This window comes from Dysgonomonas termitidis (genome assembly GCF_042654545.1).
Taxonomy (GTDB): Bacteria; Bacteroidota; Bacteroidia; order Bacteroidales; family Dysgonomonadaceae; genus Dysgonomonas; species Dysgonomonas termitidis.
Window position 1 is genome coordinate 163028 of sequence record NZ_JBHSGN010000156.1, and the last position, 17945, is coordinate 180972.

Below are 17945 nucleotides of genomic sequence, written 5' to 3' on the forward strand. Positions count from 1 at the left end.
CATTATCTCCTTCTGTTGCCGCCCGGACGCTGAGGCATAAACGGGCTCGATTCGCCATTTACTTTTTCAGGCTCGGACATACTGCTATTTGTCTCTTGCGAAATACCTGTAACAACTACTTCTCCCTGATTAAGTCCTTCCTTTACAGATACATGTACGCCATCAGTAGTTCCTACTGTTACCTGTTTTGGTGAAAGTGTATTTCCCGATTTTACCCAAACTACTTTCTTTGTTTTATCCTTCAGATCGAACTGCAGAGGCTGCCCCAACGTCAGGTCTTTAAAATTCTTCATTATATCGGGCTCAGGATTGAAGCGCAAAGCCTTAGATGGTACTACCAACACGTCTTGTTCTTCCTGTGTATAGATATTGACACTGGCTGTAAGTCCCGGTTTCAGTTTCAATTCGGGATTCGGAGCGTCTATAACGACTTCATATGTAACAACATTCGATGTTGTTGTAGCTTCGAGCCTTACCTGTACCACTTTTCCTTCAAATTCATCATCAGGGAAAGCATCCACTGTAAATGTTACACGTTGTCCTTCTTTCACACCGCCTATATCAGCCTCGTCCACATTGGCGATCACCCGCATCTTTGTCAGGTCGTTAGCTATGGTAAACAGGGTAGGGGTGCTGAACGAAGCGGCTACGGTTTGCCCTTCTTCTACCGCGCGGGATATAACTACGCCGTCGATAGTAGATGTGATGGTTGCATATCCCAGATTGGTTTGTGCTTTCAGTACAGCGGCCTTCGATGAAGTTACAGCCAACTGTGCCGTCTGATATGCCGATTCGGCATTTTCCCAGTCTACCTTGCTTATAGCTTGCTTTTCCCACAGACCTTTCTGACGGTCGTAATTTTGTTTTTGTAATGTAAGCTCAACCTGTCTTGTCTGTAGATTGGCATTCGCGTTTTCCAGTTCCGACACAAGCAGCCTCTTATCCAGCTCGGCCAGTACTTGTCCGGCTTTTACTTCTGAATTAAAATCCACATATATTTTGGATATGACACCCGATACCTGTGTACCTACTTCCACAAGTGTGATCGGTTCTATAGTACCTGTCGCGGTAACAGCGATCGAGATATCACCTTTTTCTACCTTTGCTGTGTCCAGTATAATCGCAGAACCTTTTGTTGACGGCAGAAGGAAGAATATCCCTGTAGCCACAATTGCTATTACGACTGCAATAATCAGGTATTTTTTCAATTTCTTGTTCATAATTAGTTACGAGTTACGAGTAAACGAGTTACAAGTTGTTTATAATCTGTAAAGAGTTAATTGTCAACTATTAATTAATAATTATAATGCGATTTCCTGTCCCTGATAAAAATTAAGTAATTTGAGACTTACCAACGCCGTATATTTAGCTTGCAGCAAATCCTGCAAAGCATTGGCATAATTATTTTTTTCGGTCGTCAGTTCAACTGTATTGCGCATTCCCAGCGCATATTGTTCCTGCACCAGTTCATAGCTCAATTTGGCCGAATTAAGTTTGTCTTTTGCCGCATTGTATTTACTTTGTCCAGATACCGCATCCTGATACAGGTTTTCTATTGTCGACAGCAATGTCTTTTGTGTATCGATAAGATCCAGTTCAGCCATTTGAATATTCAAATCGGCTTTCTTTACATTCGACCGGTTCTGTTTATTATCAAATATAGGGATGCTGACCGTCAGTCCCACACTCTGATTGAAATTACGCCCTATCTGTGTCGCAAATGAGGGACTGCTGTTGAATATATTTCCTGTACCGATACTTCCCGATACGGATACTGTCGGTAAATAGCCCGCTTTGGCAGACGATTTGTTGAGTTCTGCCAGTTTTATATTTGTTTTGCCGCTGGCAATTTCCGGCATAATATTCAAAGCCCTCTGATAAACTTCATATTTTGAAGGGATAAAAGATAATATGTCCTGATCGGCAATCCGTGGAAAATCGATATCCATTTCTTCGTCATAATCAAGCTCCAGCAGTTGTTTTAATTGCAGCTTATAAACCTCAAACGAATTCTGAGCCTGCACCAGATTATATTTATCGGCACTGTATTGCGCTTCCACCTGCGCATATTCGCTCCGGGTTATACTACCGGCATCAAGAAATATTTTAGTCTGTTCCAATTGAGCGGAATCTGAAGCGACTATATTTTCATTGTTTTTTATCGATTCCCTGCTGTATAGTATTTGCAGGTAGGCCTGAGTTATAGCTATTTCAATATTGTTCCGGGTATTCTGGGTATTCAGGTTCTGCATCTCTTTCTGCAATTGAGCCTGCTTTATATCATTCCTGTTTTTTCCACCGTTGTACACAGTCCAGTTCGCATTCAGGGTATATTGCCCGTTGAATAGACCTTCGTACCTGTAATCCCCGTTTCCGTCCGGCGACTGGGAATTGGTATATCGCTGTGAGACACTTCCGCTGAGGGAAGGGAACAATGCGGCCTTGGATTGCGAAATATCCACATCGTAAGTTTCTGCTGTAATGTCCGATTTTTTCACCTGAATATTTTCCTGCCGTGCATAATCGATGCAATCCCGCAAAGTCCATTTCTTTTGTGAAAAAGCAATGGCTGGTATAAGAACACCAACCATTACCAAACCAAACAATCTTCTAATATTATACGTGTTCATAAAATATCTGATTCATGAAATTATCAAAACATATCCTCATCCGGCATATCCGGACGGCCTCCGCCATCATCGGGTCTTTGTGCAGGCGGCTGTTGCCTGTTGCCCCTTTCGGGTCTGCCTTGCCCTCTGAACTCTATATTCTTCTTACTAGCGGAGAATATATCATATTGCTCTTCAGATAGGATAGAACGATACTTCTTGTCATATCTTTCTTCTTTCTTTTTTATCTTTTCGTCTATTTTAGCCATCTTCCCGAAAAGTTTCTGTCTTTCTTTTTCCGCCATTCCCGGATTTTCGGAATCTATTTTCAATTGCTGCTTTTCCTGCATCAACTTGGAAATATCCTTACGTTCATTGGTTATTTCCTTTCCCAGTTTTTCGCGTTGTTCCAGTGTTAGGCCCGGGATTTCGGGCATCCCCATTATCATAAAACTATCCTGGTTTTGTCCCTGACCGTTCATCATAGGCGGACGGCCTCCCCCTCGGCCACCCTGAGGCCTGCCACCACTCATTGGCGGTTGTGCAGCCAAAGCGGAGCATATAAGAATGAATGTTGCTGTTAGAATTGACCTTTTCATAATTCTTATTTTTATTTCTATCTCAAAATTAGGAGGAGGAAGGGTGACAAACAAAGCTAATCGACAGACAGGCAGATTCCATAGAAGTATAAGCGTTTTCGCATGATAAAAGGGAAGTATTCGCTGTTAAGAATATTACGAAATACTTAACCGTAAAGAAATAATTTCTTTGTCCAACCTTATTTTTTATGTAGCGTTTCTGTAACAAAAATACAAGTGCTTTGTATTGTAAAATTCAAAGAAAATATATACAAGGAAATTAGGAATATGTTTAAACAACGTAACTATTTATTAAAAGCTTTTTTTGCGGTATTTATATTACTATCAGCAAACACTCTGTCGGCACAGACAATAATAAAGGGATCGGTAAAAGATGCAAAAACACAGGAAACTTTACCCGGAGTAGCCATATCTGTAAAAAACTCCACAATAGGAGTTATAACAAATGAAAACGGTGACTACGAACTCAATGTTGGCCCCGGGAAATATACCATAGTAACATCTTATTTATCCTATCAGCCAATGGAAATCACAGATGTGGAAGTGAAGAGAGGCGAACCTACTATAGTAAACATTCCCATGAAAGAATCGGAGCATGCCCTGGGTGAAGTATATGTAGTAGCAATAGGCCGTATAAACTCGGAAGTATCTCTCCTGAGTTCAATAAAGAAATCCAATGCGGTTGTAAACGGAGTGTCCTCACAGCAAATATCGAAAAGTCAGGACAGAGATGCATCGGAAGTAATAAGACGTGTCCCCGGAATTTCTATCATGGACGATAAGTTTGTAGTAGCCAGAGGATTATCCCAAAGATATAATAATGTGTGGGTAAATAACAGTACAATACCCAGTTCGGAAGCGGACACACGTGCTTTCTCATTCGATATCATCCCCAGTTCACAGATAGAAAACATAATGATTGTAAAATCACCGCAACCGGAACTGCCCGCCGATTTCTCGGGAGGTTTTATCAAGGTGGAGACTAAAGGAATTCCCAGTGAAAATTCAATACAGATAAATTATGGTCTCGGCATCAATACTCAGACTCAGTTTAAGGATTTCAAATACAGCAAAGGCAGCGGAACCGATTTTCTTGGTTTTGACGACGGAATGAGAAGTTTGTCAAGTGCCTTTAATTCAGGACGAATCGACAATGCTAATGCAGAGCAAGTAAATAACCTGGCAAAGAACGGATTCAATAACGATTGGTCTGTAAAGACAAAAAATCCATTACCCGACCAACGTTTAGGTTTCGTTATCAACCGTAAATATACCGGACAGGATAATAGTATGTGGGGGCTTATCGCGGCATTGAACTATAGCAATACAAGCAAGACATATACAGATATGGAAAACTCCAGATACGGCGTATATGATTCCGATAATGACAAACCATATTTTACATTTAAATACAAGGACAATCAGTATAATAATGACGCAAGGGTAGGGGCTTTGGCTAATCTTATATATATGCCGAACGACAAGCATCGTTTCGAATTCAGGAATATAGTAAATCAGATAGGGAAGAACAGATATACCGACCGCGAAGGATATCAGAACACAAGTGGATTTTACGGGCAGCGCAAAGCCGAATATATCTACAGTAGCCGCCTGGCCTATTCGGGACAATTAGCCGGAAAACATACCCTAACCGATAAAGACAATCTGGACTGGGTCACAGGTTTTTCCTACAGCAACAAGAACCAGCCGGACAGGCGTATTATCAACTGGGAAGAAAACGGATATTCCGGAGATGCCCATTACAAAGAATACCAAATAGACCAGAACGATATAACCCGGGACTATAATAAACTGAATGAATATAGCTATACTTTATCGACAAATTATACACATGATTTTTCGTTCGACAATGGCTTCAAACCTTCTGTAAAAGCTGGAGTATACGGCGAATACAGAGACAGGAATTACAATACACGGTTTTTTAAATACCGCTGGATACCTGAAAACCTGCCCGATGATTTCGGTTACAGAGATGCCATTTCAGGAATACTGATTCCGGAAAATTATGGCGCAGATAAATTATACGCTTATGACGATACCGACAGGCTTAACGATTATTCGGGTACGAATACACAGGCAGCAGGATATGTAGGTTTCAACATCCCGTTCAGCAAGTTCAATATTTACACCGGTGCCCGTCTGGAGCACAATAAGATGTCGCTGAAAAGCTATACAACCATCTCCGGGGACAAATCGAAGACAACAGATTATTCATATACAGATATATTCCCGTCGTTGAATGCTTCATATAATCTTACAGACGACCATCTGGTACGCGTGGCTTACGGACGCTCTACCAACAGGCAGGAATTCAGGGAAATATCATCTTCTTCATATTATGATTTCGACCTGTTCAGTTTCGTATCGGGTAATCCGGATCTGAAACCCGCTTATATCGACAATTTTGATATCAGATACGAGTTTTATCCTTCGTCTTCGGAAATATTCTCCGTAGCCCTGTTCTACAAACGTTTTAAAGACCCTATCGAATGGACTTACCTTGACGGGGGAGGAACCTATATCTATACATTCAAAAATGCGGATAATGCAGATAATTACGGTATAGAAGTAGATATAAAAAAGAAACTGGACTTTATGGGACTGAAAGATTTTTCCCTGACATTCAATGGCTCATTGATAAAAAGTAAAGTGAAATTTAAAGAAAACTCGGGAGCAAATTACGACCGTCCGATGCAGGGACAATCCCCCTACCTGATAAATGCGGGTATATTCTATCAGAATGAAGTCCTCGGACTGAACGCAACAGTGCTCTATAATATTATAGGTAAACGTATTGTGGGAATCGGCCGTATATCCACCTCTTCAGGCACTTCTATCAACAATGATATACCTGATATGTATGAAATGCCCCGCAATGTACTCGACCTGACCGTGACTAAAAAACTGGGTAAACATTTCGAGCTGAATGCCGGAATAAAGGATATCCTGGCTGCAAAAGCAAAGTATGCACAGTTTCCAAAATTTGTAGACAAGGATGGTAATACTCAGGAGAGAGAGCAAATAACGAAGGAATATAAAACCGGACAAAATATTTCATTAACAGCCAGATACTCATTCTAATTATACATATAGTTATCAAACAGTAAAACATTTATTAATAATATTGATTATGAAAACTTTAAGTTTATTTAAAAGCGCATTTTTTATTGCATGTATAGCGTTATTTCCGGCATGCTCGGATAGTAATGATGACACGGGCGGAAATGGCGGAGAAGAGACCGAACAAATCCTGTTTAATAACGGAACAGAAATCGGTAACGGAGAACAAAGTTTCGTTATAAAAGAAAGCCATACCATTAAGAAAGGAACTTACGTACTCAAAGGCTGGGTATATATCGAAGACGGAGCCACTCTTACAATAGAGCCGGGGACAGTCATAAAAGGTGATAAAGAGACTAAAGCTGCTCTGATAGCCAGAAAAGGAGGTAAGTTAATAGCTAAAGGAACAGCCTCCGAACCGATTGTATTTACATCAAATCAGGCAAAAGGAAGCCGTAAACCGGGTGACTGGGGAGGTATTATCCTATGCGGTAGGGCTAAAAACAACATTGATATTGTTGCCGGAATGCCGATAGAAGGAGGTCCTGTAGCTCCTCATGGTGGTAACAATGACGATGATAACTCAGGTATCGTCAGTTACGTGAGAATAGAATATGCCGGTTTTCCGTTTGCCACCGATCAGGAAATAAACGGTCTCACAATGGGATCGGTAGGTCGCGGTACACAGATAGACCATGTACAGGTGTCTTATAGTAACGACGATTCTTTTGAGTGGTTTGGCGGAACAGTAAATGCAAAATACCTTGTGGCATACCACGGATGGGATGACGATTTCGATACCGACAATGGATATTCAGGTAAATTACAGTTCCTTCTGGGAATAAGAAATCCTAAAATTGCCGACCAGTCATTATCAAATGGTTTCGAATCTGATAACAACGCCAACGGTACAACTGACGAACCATATACTAAAGCTGTATTCAGTAATGTTACTCTGATAGGCCCTATGGGACAGGCTACGGATTTCGCTAATACCACACAGTATATTGCAGGTGACGGACTGAATCCTAACAATGGATCGAGATTTGGCATATTTCAGGCAGCAATACAAATTCGCCGCAATTCACGCCTGAATCTCTTTAATTCTGTTGCTACAGGATATCCGGTAGGTCTATTACTGGACAACCAGAAAGGTACTACTCAAAAATGGGCTACAGACGGCATACTTAAATTACAAAACAATGTATTTGCCGGAATGGGAATCACAGGTTCCGATATCAACAAGCAGGCTAATGGATGGACAGACCAGTTATCTACAGACGGCACGAATGTTACCGATGCTACAAAGGCTTCATTCTCCAGTACATTCTTCAACCTGACTGCCAACAATAACAGAGCTCTGACAAATATATCAGACCTGAAGCTAAGACAACCTAACAGTAAAGAAGCTAATCCTAACTATGGGCCTGTTGCAGGAAGCCCGGTTCTTGGCTTAGGCGCATTTACAGATGCCACGCTGAACGATCCGTTCTTTACTAAAGTAAATTATTCGGGAGCTTTCGCCAGCGACTCTGATAATGACAACTGGCTGAAAGGATGGACAAATTTTGACCCTCAAAACACTACTTATTGATATTATTTCATTTTTCATAGAAAGGGACGGTTATACTTTGTAACCGTCCCTTTTTTATATTTGATATGGAGTAAAAAAAGACTTATTTCGTCTAGAATATTGAAAGATATAGATTAAAAGAATAAGAGAAGCTGAGCATATTTTATATCCGGCTTCTTTTTTTGCATTATATTTGTTGCTTATATATCATCCTGATAAACGAAAGTATGCCGGAAAATATTTTACTAAAGACAGACTGGCAACTCGTAATTAATAACTGTAACTGTTTTCTATGAAACGAATACCAGATATCAAAGATTTCCGTATCAAAGACACTTCATTCGCAAACCTGATGAATAAACGAATCTACAATGTTTTGCTGATAGCGACCAAGTATGATTCATTTATTCTGGAAGACGATGGGCGTATCGATGAACAGATATTCAATGAATATACATCCCTTAACCTGAACTATCCACCCCGTTTTACACAAGTAGTTACTGAAGAAGAGGCTCTGACCGAACTTATTGAGAATCACTACGAACTTATTATCCAGATGCCGAATATGGATGAAACCGATATGTTTGCCACGGCAAAACATATAAAAGAACATTTTAATGATATACCGTTTGTTGTTCTTACCCCGTTTTCCAGAGAAGTGACCAAGAGGCTGTCGCAGGAAGACCTGTCCGGCGTAGATTATGTGTTTAGCTGGCTCGGCAATCCCGATCTACTACTGGCCATCATAAAACTGATAGAAGACGCGATGAATGCCGAACATGATACGGAAAGTGTAGGTGTACAGATTATCCTTCTTATCGAAGATTCGGTACGGTTTTACTCATCGGCACTGCCAACCTTGTTCAAAATAGTTATGGAAGAGTCGAAAGAATTTTCGAAAGAAGCCCTGAACGAACACCAGCAAATGCTGCGTATGCGCGGCCGGCCGAAAATCATGCTTGCCCGTACTTATGAAGAAGCTGTCGGGATATATACCGAATATAAAGATAATATACTTGGCATTGTGACCGATATGAGTTACATGCACGAAGGCACAAAGGATAAGCTTGCAGGCTATAACTTTGCCAAATGGGTAAAGACCAGAGACCGCTTCAAACCAATCGTTTTCACTTCATCCGAAATATCCAACAAATTATATGCCGACGAATTAGGATGCAGTTTTATCGATAAAAATTCGAAAAGCTTTCCCCGCGATTTAAGAAAACAGGTTGTAAATAATTTTGGTTTCGGCGACTTTATAATTATAAATCCGGATACAGAAGAAGAAATATTCCGCATCCGTAACCTGAAGGACTTACAGAAGAACATATTTAATATACCTACCGATTCACTGGTATATCATATGTCTCACAATCACTTTTCACGCTTCTTCTACTCCCGTGCACTGTTCCCGCTGGCAGAAGGACTCAAGAAAATAGATATTTCGGACTTCGACAATGTAGAAGATGCCCGCCAGATTATCTATGATATGATAATAAAATACAGGCGTATCAAGAATTCGGGAATTGTGGCCGTATTTGATAAAGACAGGTTCGATGAGTTCTCCAATTTTGTGCGAATGGGTGATGGTTCTATAGGGGGGAAAGGGCGTAGCATCGCATTCATGGACAATATTGTAAAAGAACACACGGAACTGAACAATGATGAGAATATTGCAGTGAGAATCCCCCGTACAGTGGTTATGTCCACCGACCTTTTTGACGAATTTATGGAAATAAACGACTTATACCCCATAGCTTTATCGGACAGGCCGGATGATGAGATCCTCCGTTATTTCCTCAAAGCAGGGTTGCCCGACCGCCTGATTGAAGACTTCATGGCATTTCTGGATGTAGTAAAAGCACCGGTAGCCGTACGCTCATCAAGTTTATTGGAAGACTCCCATTATCAACCCTTTGCAGGTGTGTATTCCACATACATGATACCATTACTGCCCGATAAATACGAAATGCTGGGTCTTTTAGGAAAAGCAATTAAAGCCGTTTATGCATCCGTATTTTACAGAGACAGCAAAACATATATGGTAGCCACACAAAACCTGATTGATCAGGAAAAAATGGCAATTGTATTACAGGAAGCTGTAGGAAGCCGTTATGGAGACCATTTCTATCCTACATTATCGGGGGTTGCCCGCTCGCTTAATTTTTATCCTGTAGGCAATGAAAAACCGGAAGAAGGCATTGCAAATATTGTATTGGGGCTGGGCAAATATATTGTCGAAGGCGGAGTCAGCCTACGCTTTTCACCTGCCCATCCGCATAATATAATACAATTAAGTTCTGTAGATTTCGCATTAAGGGATACACAACGCTTCTTCTATGCGCTGGATATGAAAGATACAGAAAAGGAGTTTTCTACGAACGATGGCTTTAACCTGTTGAAACTGAATCTGAAAGATGCCGAGAAAGACGGCTCTATCAAATATATATCATCTACATACGATCCTGTAGACCAGGTAATCTATGATGGTTACTATGAAGGAGGACGTAAAATCTTATCGTTTGTTAATATATTGCAACACAATGTTTTTCCTTTGGCTGAAATACTGAAACAAACGCTGAGAATAGGCCAGGAAGAAATGGGGCGGGCTGTGGAAATAGAATTTGCCGCCGACCTGAAAGACAAAGGGGAAGGTACTTTCTACCTTTTGCAGATACGTCCTATTGTACAGAACCGCGAATTGCAAAGTGAGGACCTGTCGCAAATAAAGCCCGAACAGGAAATACTCCATTCTACCAGCGCCCTCGGACATGGTGTAACCAGCGATGTTTACGACATAGTTTATGTGAAAACCAAAAGTTTCAGTGCAGCCAATAACCAATTGATTGCCATAGAGATAGATGCTATAAATAAAGAATTTCTGGATAATGATAAGAACTATGTGCTCATTGGCCCGGGAAGATGGGGGAGCAGCGATCCCTGGCTGGGAATACCGGTACGTTGGCCACAGATAAGTAACGCACGTGTCCTGGTAGAGATTGCACTGGATAACTATAAGATAGAACCAAGTCAGGGTACGCACTTTTTTCAAAACCTGACATCCTTTGGAGTCGGCTATTTTTCCATCAATCCGTTTTTACAAAATGACGGACTGTTTGATGAAGAATACCTGAACAGTCAACCGGCCGTATATGAAACAGGATATCTGCGCCATGTCCGTTTTTCTAATCCTGTTACAATAAAAATAAACGGAAAGAAAAAAATCGGTGTTGTGTTAAAACCGGAGTAACTAAGTAATTATTAACCTTATGAAGAAAACGGTATTCGGACTCTTTTTGCTTTTTGTCGTTTTAGTGGCTAATGCCCAGCATACAGGAAAGGCAACATTCTACGGAACAAAGTTCAATAACAGAAAAACTGCCAGTGGAGAGATATACAGAAAGGATAGCATGGTATGCGCCCATAAGACATATCCTTTTGGAACGATGCTAACGGTGAAAAACCTTCATAACGACAGGGAAGTTGTTGTACGGGTAATAGACAGGGGGCCTTTCAGAAAAAAATTCATCATAGATTTATCTTATGCCGCTGCTAAAAAACTGGATATATTAAGCCGGGGCGTTGCTAACGTGATGGTATCAGAATATAAAAATAATTTGCCCTTACCTTTTACAATTTATATGTTCGATACGTTAAAGCTTCAAAAATAATGAGAGAATCTGAATTATTTTTATTAGATTTGAAATTAACAACTAAATTGCAGTGAACATTTGAATAAAATCAGTATTTGCATATCATCCTAACTAGTAAGTAAATACGAGATCTGATAATAATTGATAATCTTTTGCGTTCTATATTATAACCGGAGAGAGCCTTGGTTTCGGGATAAAAAAATTTATAAAAACTTGCCTGTTGAATAAATTGTTATATCTTTGCATTCGCTAACCGAAAATGGTTCCTTGGCCGAGTGGTTAGGCACCGGTCTGCAAAACCGTTGACGGCGGTTCGAATCCGCCAGGAACCTCCAAAAGAGCAAACTTTTTGGCATTATGATAATTAATCATTTTGGGTTATTATCTTCTAAAAATAAGATCCATAATAATATTATAATAGTATTTAAACTACCAAAAGATCATTCCTTAATTATTTTTTGAAATACATACAAAATCAATATAATTTAATATAGATATACATGCGTATATATAACATTCTTGAGCTCAACGAAAAGCTCACAATAGAACTAAGAACTATCGCTAAAGAACTTGGAATCAGGCGCCCCGATGCTTATAAGAAGGATGAGCTCATCTATAAAATATTAGATGAACAAGCTATCATGGAAGCTAAAAATAAAAATTCGGAGAGCTACCAAAGTGAAGATAGAATAGAACAACAGCAGAAAAAATCGCAAGCTGCTGCAAAAGGAAAACAAAAAGCCCAGAACCAAGCAAAAAAACAGGATCAGCCCCCTAAACCTCAAAGCACACCACCTGCTCCGGGAAAGGAAAAAATGGCAGCAGTTCAGCCACCGAAAAAAGAGGAGGCTCCGAAGCCAAAACCTCAGGAAGAGATAAAAAAAGAAGTCAAACCGGAACCGGTAAAAGCACCTGTAGTAGACAAAAAAGATATCCCGGCACCTGTCGCAGCTACAGAAAAAGCTCCGCAAAAAGAAATTATTGTTAAAAAAAACAATAATGCAGAACCTAAGGAAAAGGAGAATAAACCCGAAGCTGAAGTTAAACCACAACAACCGGCAGCAAAACCGACTCAACTGGTTTTCCGTTCAAACAAAGTGAGAGAAGAAGAACCACAGGAGCCTATCCCGGGATTACCTTTGCTTTCCCCTTTAGAAGTGGATTCGGAAGTAGCCCCTGTTGAAATCGTAGTACCGGAAACTCCTGCAAAACCCACCGGAAAGCAGAACCAACAACATAACAATAATAATCAGAAGCAAAATAACCAACAACAAGACAACAAGCAATTCGATTTCGAAGGTATCCTAAATGCTATAGGCGTACTCGAAATCATGCAAGAAGGCTATGGCTTTTTGCGTTCATCTGATTACAACTACATGTCATCACCTGATGACGTATATATTTCCCAGTCGCAAATCCGTTTGTTCGGGTTAAAAACCGGAGATATCGTAGAAGGACCTATCCGCCCGCCAAAAGAATCGGAAAAATTCTTTCCACTGGTAAAAGTTGACAGAATCAACGGGCGCACTCCGGACGAGGTTCGTGACCGTGTTCCGTTCGATCACCTGAAACCACTTTTCCCGGATGAAAAATTCAAGTTGACAAAAGGGCGCAACGATAACTTATCGTGTCGTGTCGTGGATTTATTTTCACCGATAGGAAAAGGGCAGCGCGGGCTTATTGTTGCCCAGCCAAAAACAGGTAAAACCACATTATTGAAAGATATAGCGAATGCCATTGCCGACAACCATCCGGAAGTATACATGATAGTGCTTCTTATTGATGAACGTCCGGAAGAGGTAACAGATATGGAACGCAGTGTAAACGCCGAAGTAATTGCTTCTACATTCGACGAACCGGCAGATCGCCACGTGAAAATTGCCGAAATAGTGCTCAATAAGGCTAAACGTATGGTAGAATGCGGTCATGACGTTGTTATCCTGCTCGACTCCATTACCCGCCTGGCGCGTGCATATAATACAGTACAACCGGCATCGGGTAAAGTACTGACAGGAGGTGTGGATGCTAACGCCCTGCATAAACCGAAACGCTTCTTCGGTGCTGCCCGTAATATAGAAAATGGGGGTTCACTCACTATCATAGCTACAGCACTTACCGAAACAGGTTCCAAGATGGATGATGTTATCTTCGAAGAATTCAAAGGTACAGGTAATATGGAACTTCAACTCGACCGTAAACTGTCCAACAAACGTATCTTCCCTGCTGTGGATATCATTGCATCCAGTACACGTCGCGACGACCTGCTGCTTAGCAACGATACACTCAGCCGTATGTGGGTATTGCGCAATTTCTTATCGGATATGAATTCGGTAGAAGCAATGCAATTCCTCGAAAATAGATTGAGAAAGACAGTAAACAATGAAGAATTCCTCATTTCAATGAACGACTGACAGAAGATATTTATAACATTAAATACTGAAAGCAAGGGAAAAAGGTTTAACTTTACCCTTGCTTTTTCTTTTATAAATAAACAAAGGGCAATTTTATCTATATGTCAGATAACTAAAACAAGTTATCATTACCGGATGTTTACATAGATAGGCCGTAGAAAGGAATGTTCATACCTATTTTTTATCACTTTTTAATTAAACGGTTTTATGAAGCACAACCATAGCCACGATGACCACGATCACGGGCATTCACACGGAGGACACAGTCACAGTCACAATGCAAACAAAAAAGCATTGACCATCAGTTTTATCCTGATTACCGGATTTATGTTTATCGAATTTATCGGAGGCTATATGACAAACAGCCTGGCATTAATCTCCGATGCAGGACACATGTTAAGTGATGCCGTGGCACTCGGACTAAGCCTAAGCGCACTGATCTTCGGTGCGAGAGCTGCCACTCCGTCCAAAACATATGGCTATAAACGTTTCGAAATTCTTGCTGCATTATTAAACGGGATCGTATTGGTCTTATTAGCTGTTTTTATATGTAAAGAGGCGATAGAACGTCTGTCGTCCCCACCTCATGTAATAGGTAAAGGAATGATGATAATATCCACGATAGGGCTGGTTATCAATATTATTGTAGCATGGATACTGCATTCGCAGGGTTCTCCTGAAGAAAACCTGAATGTACGCAGCGCGTTTCTTCATGTTATAGGCGATTTACTCGGTTCGGTCGGAGCTATTATCGCCGCAGTGCTTATTATGCTGTTCGGCTGGTATATAGCCGATCCTATAGCCAGTATGATTGTTTCATTACTAGTACTTTACAGCGGTTGGAACGTACTCAGGGAATCAGTGAACATATTGATGGAAGCCAAGCCTTCCGGTATTGATTCTCAAGAGGTGATAAAGGTTCTGAAATCGCTAGATGGGGTAGAGGGCGTCCATGATCTGCATATATGGATGATTACCTCCGATTTCTCCGTAATGACTGTACATCTGAAAGTAAGCCCTGGAGCCGATCGGGACCTTATCTTGGAAAATGCAAAACGGTCGATCGGCAAGCAGTTTGGCATCAGGCATGTAACAATACAGACCGAAGGCCGTGAATTGTGCCTGTGCGAAGAATCCTGCAATTGACCGCTATTCTGATGCCAATACTGTCATATTGTCAAAAGACATTTTGAGGCTATCGTAATCTTGGCTGATATATGTTTCGTTTGTTTCGTTTCAGACCATACCGGCAGATACCATCATTCAGATAGATTTCCATATACAAAAATATGTAAATATTAATGCGATTTTATACTATTTTTTTCTGACTGACATATTCCTGAAAAATTATATTAAAAACGGCCTGTAATAACAATAGTTTTTATAACTTTGTTCCCCTGAAAAAGTCGGATAATTAACACATCATGTCTTCAGAGAAAAAAATAAAAACAGCGTTAGTTTCAGTTTATCATAAGGATGGATTGGATGAGATCTTAAAGAAATTAGATAGTTTAGGTGTTCGTTTCATTTCTACAGGGGGAACGAAGAGTTTCATTGAATCGTTAGGCTTGCCATGCGATGCCGTGGAAGATACAACAGGTTATCCCTCTATCTTGGGCGGACGGGTAAAAACATTACATCCGAAAATCTTTGGTGGCATCCTGTGCCGCAGGGAACTGCCCGAAGATATGAAGCAGATAAAAGCATACGATATACATGAAATAGACCTGGTTATCGTAGATTTGTATCCTTTCGAAGACACAGTCGCTTCAGGTGCCGGAGAACAAGATATTATAGAAAAAATAGATATAGGCGGCATTTCTCTTATACGTGCTGCAGCAAAGAACTTCAAAGATGTAATTATCATTGCATCAAAGCAACAATACCAGCCGTTGATTAACCTGCTGGAAGAAAAGTCGGGAAAATCGGATATCGCAGACCGTAAATTCTTTGCTAAAGAAGCCTTCTCGGTATCTTCATCTTATGATACAGCCATATTTAATTATATGGATAATAATGAAGGAACAGCATTCCGTTATGCCGAAGACGACGCCATGCATCTTCGCTATGGAGAAAACCCGCATCAGAAAGGTACATTCTATGGTGATTTCAATGCTATGTTCGATCAATTGCACGGCCGTGAAATATCATATAACAATTTGCTGGATATAGAATCTGCAGTAAGCCTTATCAGCGAATTCGACGAAACAACCGTCGCAATATTGAAGCATAATAATGCCTGTGGTATAGCGTCGCGCGCTTCCGTAGCTGAAGCATGGAAAGATGCTTTGGCCGGAGATCCTGTCTCGGCCTTTGGCGGTATCATTGTCAGCAACCGGAAAATCGATAAATCGGCAGCAGAGGAGATCAACAATATCTTCTTTGAAATAGTAATTGCGCCCGAATATGATAAGGATGCACTTGAAATTTTGGAACAAAAGAAAAATCGTATTATCTTAGTGCAAAAACAAGAACTGACGGAAAGTAAACAATTCCGCTCTCTGTTGAACGGAGTATTGGTACAAGATAAAGATTTAAGCATACAGACGGCTGACGATTTAAAATTGGTAACAAACAGGCCACTCCAGGGTACAGAACTTGAGGATCTGTTGTTCGCCAATAAACTGGTGAAACATACAAAATCGAATGCTATCATTTTGGTTAAAAACAAACAATTGTGTGCCGGAGGTACCGGCCAGACTTCGCGTGTCGATGCATTGAAGCAGGCGATAGAAAAAGCCGATTCTTTTGGCTTTAATCTCGATGGTTCTGTTATGGCTTCGGATGCCTTCTTCCCGTTTCCCGACTGTGTGGAAATAGCCGGCAATGCAGGTGTCACAGCTGTGGTGCAACCCGGAGGGTCGGTGAAAGACAATTTATCCGTCGAATATTGCAACGAACACAATATTTCAATGGTAATGACTGGTATCCGCCACTTTAAACATTAATAATTAACTGGTTAGTAAGCAAAAATAAACAAGCTCGAATATGGGATTATTCTCTTTCACGCAAGAAATAGCGATGGATCTTGGCACGGCCAATACTATCATAATACATAATGGCAGAATTGTTGTAGACCAGCCCTCAGTAATAGCCCTGGAACGTAAAACAGGAAAAGTAATTGCTGTAGGGGAACAGGCCAGACAGATGCATGGTAAGACCCATGAAGATATCCGTACTGTAAGACCATTGAAAGATGGTGTGATTGCAGACTTTACGGCTGCCGAACAAATGATTCGCGGATTGATAAAGATGTTTAATAATAAAAGTCGTCTTTTCTCTCCGTCATTGCGCATTGTCATTTGTATCCCTTCGGGAAGTACCGAGGTGGAAACCCGTGCTATCCGCGACTCGGCAGAGCATGCCGGAGGTCGCGATGTGTATATGATTTATGAGCCGATGGCTGCGGCTTTAGGTATCGGTATCGACGTAGAAGCTCCGGAAGGAAACATGATAGTAGATATAGGCGGTGGTACAACAGAAATCGCAGTTATCTCCCTGGGTGGTATCGTTTCTAATAAATCGATAAAAATCGCAGGGGATGACCTGACTGAAGATATCCAGGAATATATGGGACGTCAACACAATATTAAAGTAGGAGAACGTACAGCGGAAAACATAAAAATAGCCGTTGGCGCTGCTTTGACCGAATTACCGGACGAAGAAGTTCCGGAAGATTTTATCGTACACGGACCAAACCGGATGACATCATTACCGATGGATATTCCTGTATCGTATCAGGAAATGGCTCATTGCCTCGATAAATCTTTATCCAAAATGGATTCGGCTATCTTGAGCGCATTAGAACAAACTCCTCCGGAATTATATGCCGATATTGTTCGCAATGGTATTTACCTGACAGGAGGCGGTGCCTTGTTAAGAGGACTTAGCAAGCGCTTCTCTGACCGGATCGGAATACAATTTTATGTTGCCGAAGATCCGCTTCATGCTGTGGCTAAAGGTACAGGAATTGCCTTGAAAAACATCGAGAAATTCAATTTCCTGATGCGATAAGATAT

General features: G+C 40.9%; 11 protein-coding genes and 1 tRNA gene. 9 read left to right on the top strand and 3 right to left on the bottom strand.

Annotated elements, in window-relative coordinates:
- Nucleotides 1–2 precede the first annotated feature (2 nt).
- The 3 genes from ACFO6W_RS24215 to ACFO6W_RS24225 form a co-directional block, all read right to left on the bottom strand.
- Nucleotides 3–1220 (bottom strand): efflux RND transporter periplasmic adaptor subunit, encoded by a 1218-nt coding sequence (locus ACFO6W_RS24215; RefSeq protein ID WP_380001373.1) that lies wholly within the window; start codon nucleotides 1218–1220, stop codon nucleotides 3–5.
- 81 nt (nucleotides 1221–1301) lie between these two features.
- Nucleotides 1302–2630 carry a TolC family protein gene (locus ACFO6W_RS24220; protein WP_380001375.1) on the bottom strand — a complete coding sequence of 443 codons (1329 nt, stop codon included), beginning with the start codon at nucleotides 2628–2630 and terminating at the stop codon, nucleotides 1302–1304.
- A gap of 23 nt (nucleotides 2631–2653) precedes the next feature.
- Nucleotides 2654–3208 (bottom strand): hypothetical protein, encoded by a 555-nt coding sequence (locus ACFO6W_RS24225; RefSeq protein WP_380001377.1) that lies wholly within the window; start codon nucleotides 3206–3208, stop codon nucleotides 2654–2656.
- A gap of 267 nt (nucleotides 3209–3475) precedes the next feature.
- Here ACFO6W_RS24225 and ACFO6W_RS24230 point away from each other — a divergent pair, with 267 nt between their 5' ends.
- The 9 genes from ACFO6W_RS24230 (at nucleotide 3476) to ACFO6W_RS24270 (ending at nucleotide 17940) form a co-directional block, all read left to right on the top strand.
- The gene (locus ACFO6W_RS24230) at nucleotides 3476–6310 is read left to right on the top strand and encodes a TonB-dependent receptor (RefSeq protein ID WP_380001379.1); all 2835 of its coding nucleotides are present in this window, start codon (nucleotides 3476–3478) and stop codon (nucleotides 6308–6310) included.
- A gap of 49 nt (nucleotides 6311–6359) precedes the next feature.
- A complete protein-coding gene (locus tag ACFO6W_RS24235; protein WP_380001381.1) occupies nucleotides 6360–7883 on the top strand; it encodes a hypothetical protein in 1524 nt (507 codons plus the stop codon).
- A 271-nt stretch (nucleotides 7884–8154) separates the two neighbouring features.
- On the top strand, nucleotides 8155–11112 hold the full coding sequence (locus tag ACFO6W_RS24240) for a PEP/pyruvate-binding domain-containing protein (RefSeq protein WP_380001383.1): 2958 nt from the start codon (nucleotides 8155–8157) through the stop codon (nucleotides 11110–11112).
- A gap of 19 nt (nucleotides 11113–11131) precedes the next feature.
- Nucleotides 11132–11533 (top strand): septal ring lytic transglycosylase RlpA family protein, encoded by a 402-nt coding sequence (locus ACFO6W_RS24245; protein WP_380001385.1) that lies wholly within the window; start codon nucleotides 11132–11134, stop codon nucleotides 11531–11533.
- Nucleotides 11534–11776: 243 nt separating this feature from the next.
- A tRNA-Cys gene (locus ACFO6W_RS24250) sits at nucleotides 11777–11850 on the top strand.
- A gap of 165 nt (nucleotides 11851–12015) precedes the next feature.
- A complete protein-coding gene (rho, locus tag ACFO6W_RS24255; RefSeq protein WP_380001387.1) occupies nucleotides 12016–13926 on the top strand; it encodes a transcription termination factor Rho in 1911 nt (636 codons plus the stop codon).
- 207 nt (nucleotides 13927–14133) lie between these two features.
- Nucleotides 14134–15072, top strand: coding sequence for a cation diffusion facilitator family transporter (locus ACFO6W_RS24260; RefSeq protein ID WP_380001389.1), 939 nt, complete (start codon nucleotides 14134–14136; stop codon nucleotides 15070–15072).
- 278 nt (nucleotides 15073–15350) lie between these two features.
- Complete coding sequence (purH, locus tag ACFO6W_RS24265; RefSeq protein WP_380001391.1) at nucleotides 15351–16874, top strand: bifunctional phosphoribosylaminoimidazolecarboxamide formyltransferase/IMP cyclohydrolase; 1524 nt, start codon at nucleotides 15351–15353, stop codon at nucleotides 16872–16874.
- Nucleotides 16875–16914: 40 nt separating this feature from the next.
- Complete coding sequence (locus tag ACFO6W_RS24270) at nucleotides 16915–17940, top strand: rod shape-determining protein (RefSeq protein ID WP_006798177.1); 1026 nt, start codon at nucleotides 16915–16917, stop codon at nucleotides 17938–17940.
- Nucleotides 17941–17945 lie beyond the last annotated feature (5 nt).

Bases quoted from the DNA above. Each gene is read 5' to 3' on its own strand.
- ACFO6W_RS24215 (WP_380001373.1), bottom strand. From the start codon at position 1,220: ATGAACAAGAAATTGAAAAAATACCTGATTATTGCAGTCGTAATAGCA.
- ACFO6W_RS24220 (WP_380001375.1), bottom strand. From the start codon at position 2,630: ATGAACACGTATAATATTAGAAGATTGTTTGGTTTGGTAATGGTTGGT.
- ACFO6W_RS24225 (WP_380001377.1), bottom strand. From the start codon at position 3,208: ATGAAAAGGTCAATTCTAACAGCAACATTCATTCTTATATGCTCCGCT.
- ACFO6W_RS24230 (WP_380001379.1), top strand. From the start codon at position 3,476: ATGTTTAAACAACGTAACTATTTATTAAAAGCTTTTTTTGCGGTATTT.
- ACFO6W_RS24235 (WP_380001381.1), top strand. From the start codon at position 6,360: ATGAAAACTTTAAGTTTATTTAAAAGCGCATTTTTTATTGCATGTATA.
- ACFO6W_RS24240 (WP_380001383.1), top strand. From the start codon at position 8,155: ATGAAACGAATACCAGATATCAAAGATTTCCGTATCAAAGACACTTCA.
- ACFO6W_RS24245 (WP_380001385.1), top strand. From the start codon at position 11,132: ATGAAGAAAACGGTATTCGGACTCTTTTTGCTTTTTGTCGTTTTAGTG.
- rho (WP_380001387.1), top strand. From the start codon at position 12,016: ATGCGTATATATAACATTCTTGAGCTCAACGAAAAGCTCACAATAGAA.
- ACFO6W_RS24260 (WP_380001389.1), top strand. From the start codon at position 14,134: ATGAAGCACAACCATAGCCACGATGACCACGATCACGGGCATTCACAC.
- purH (WP_380001391.1), top strand. From the start codon at position 15,351: ATGTCTTCAGAGAAAAAAATAAAAACAGCGTTAGTTTCAGTTTATCAT.
- ACFO6W_RS24270 (WP_006798177.1), top strand. From the start codon at position 16,915: ATGGGATTATTCTCTTTCACGCAAGAAATAGCGATGGATCTTGGCACG.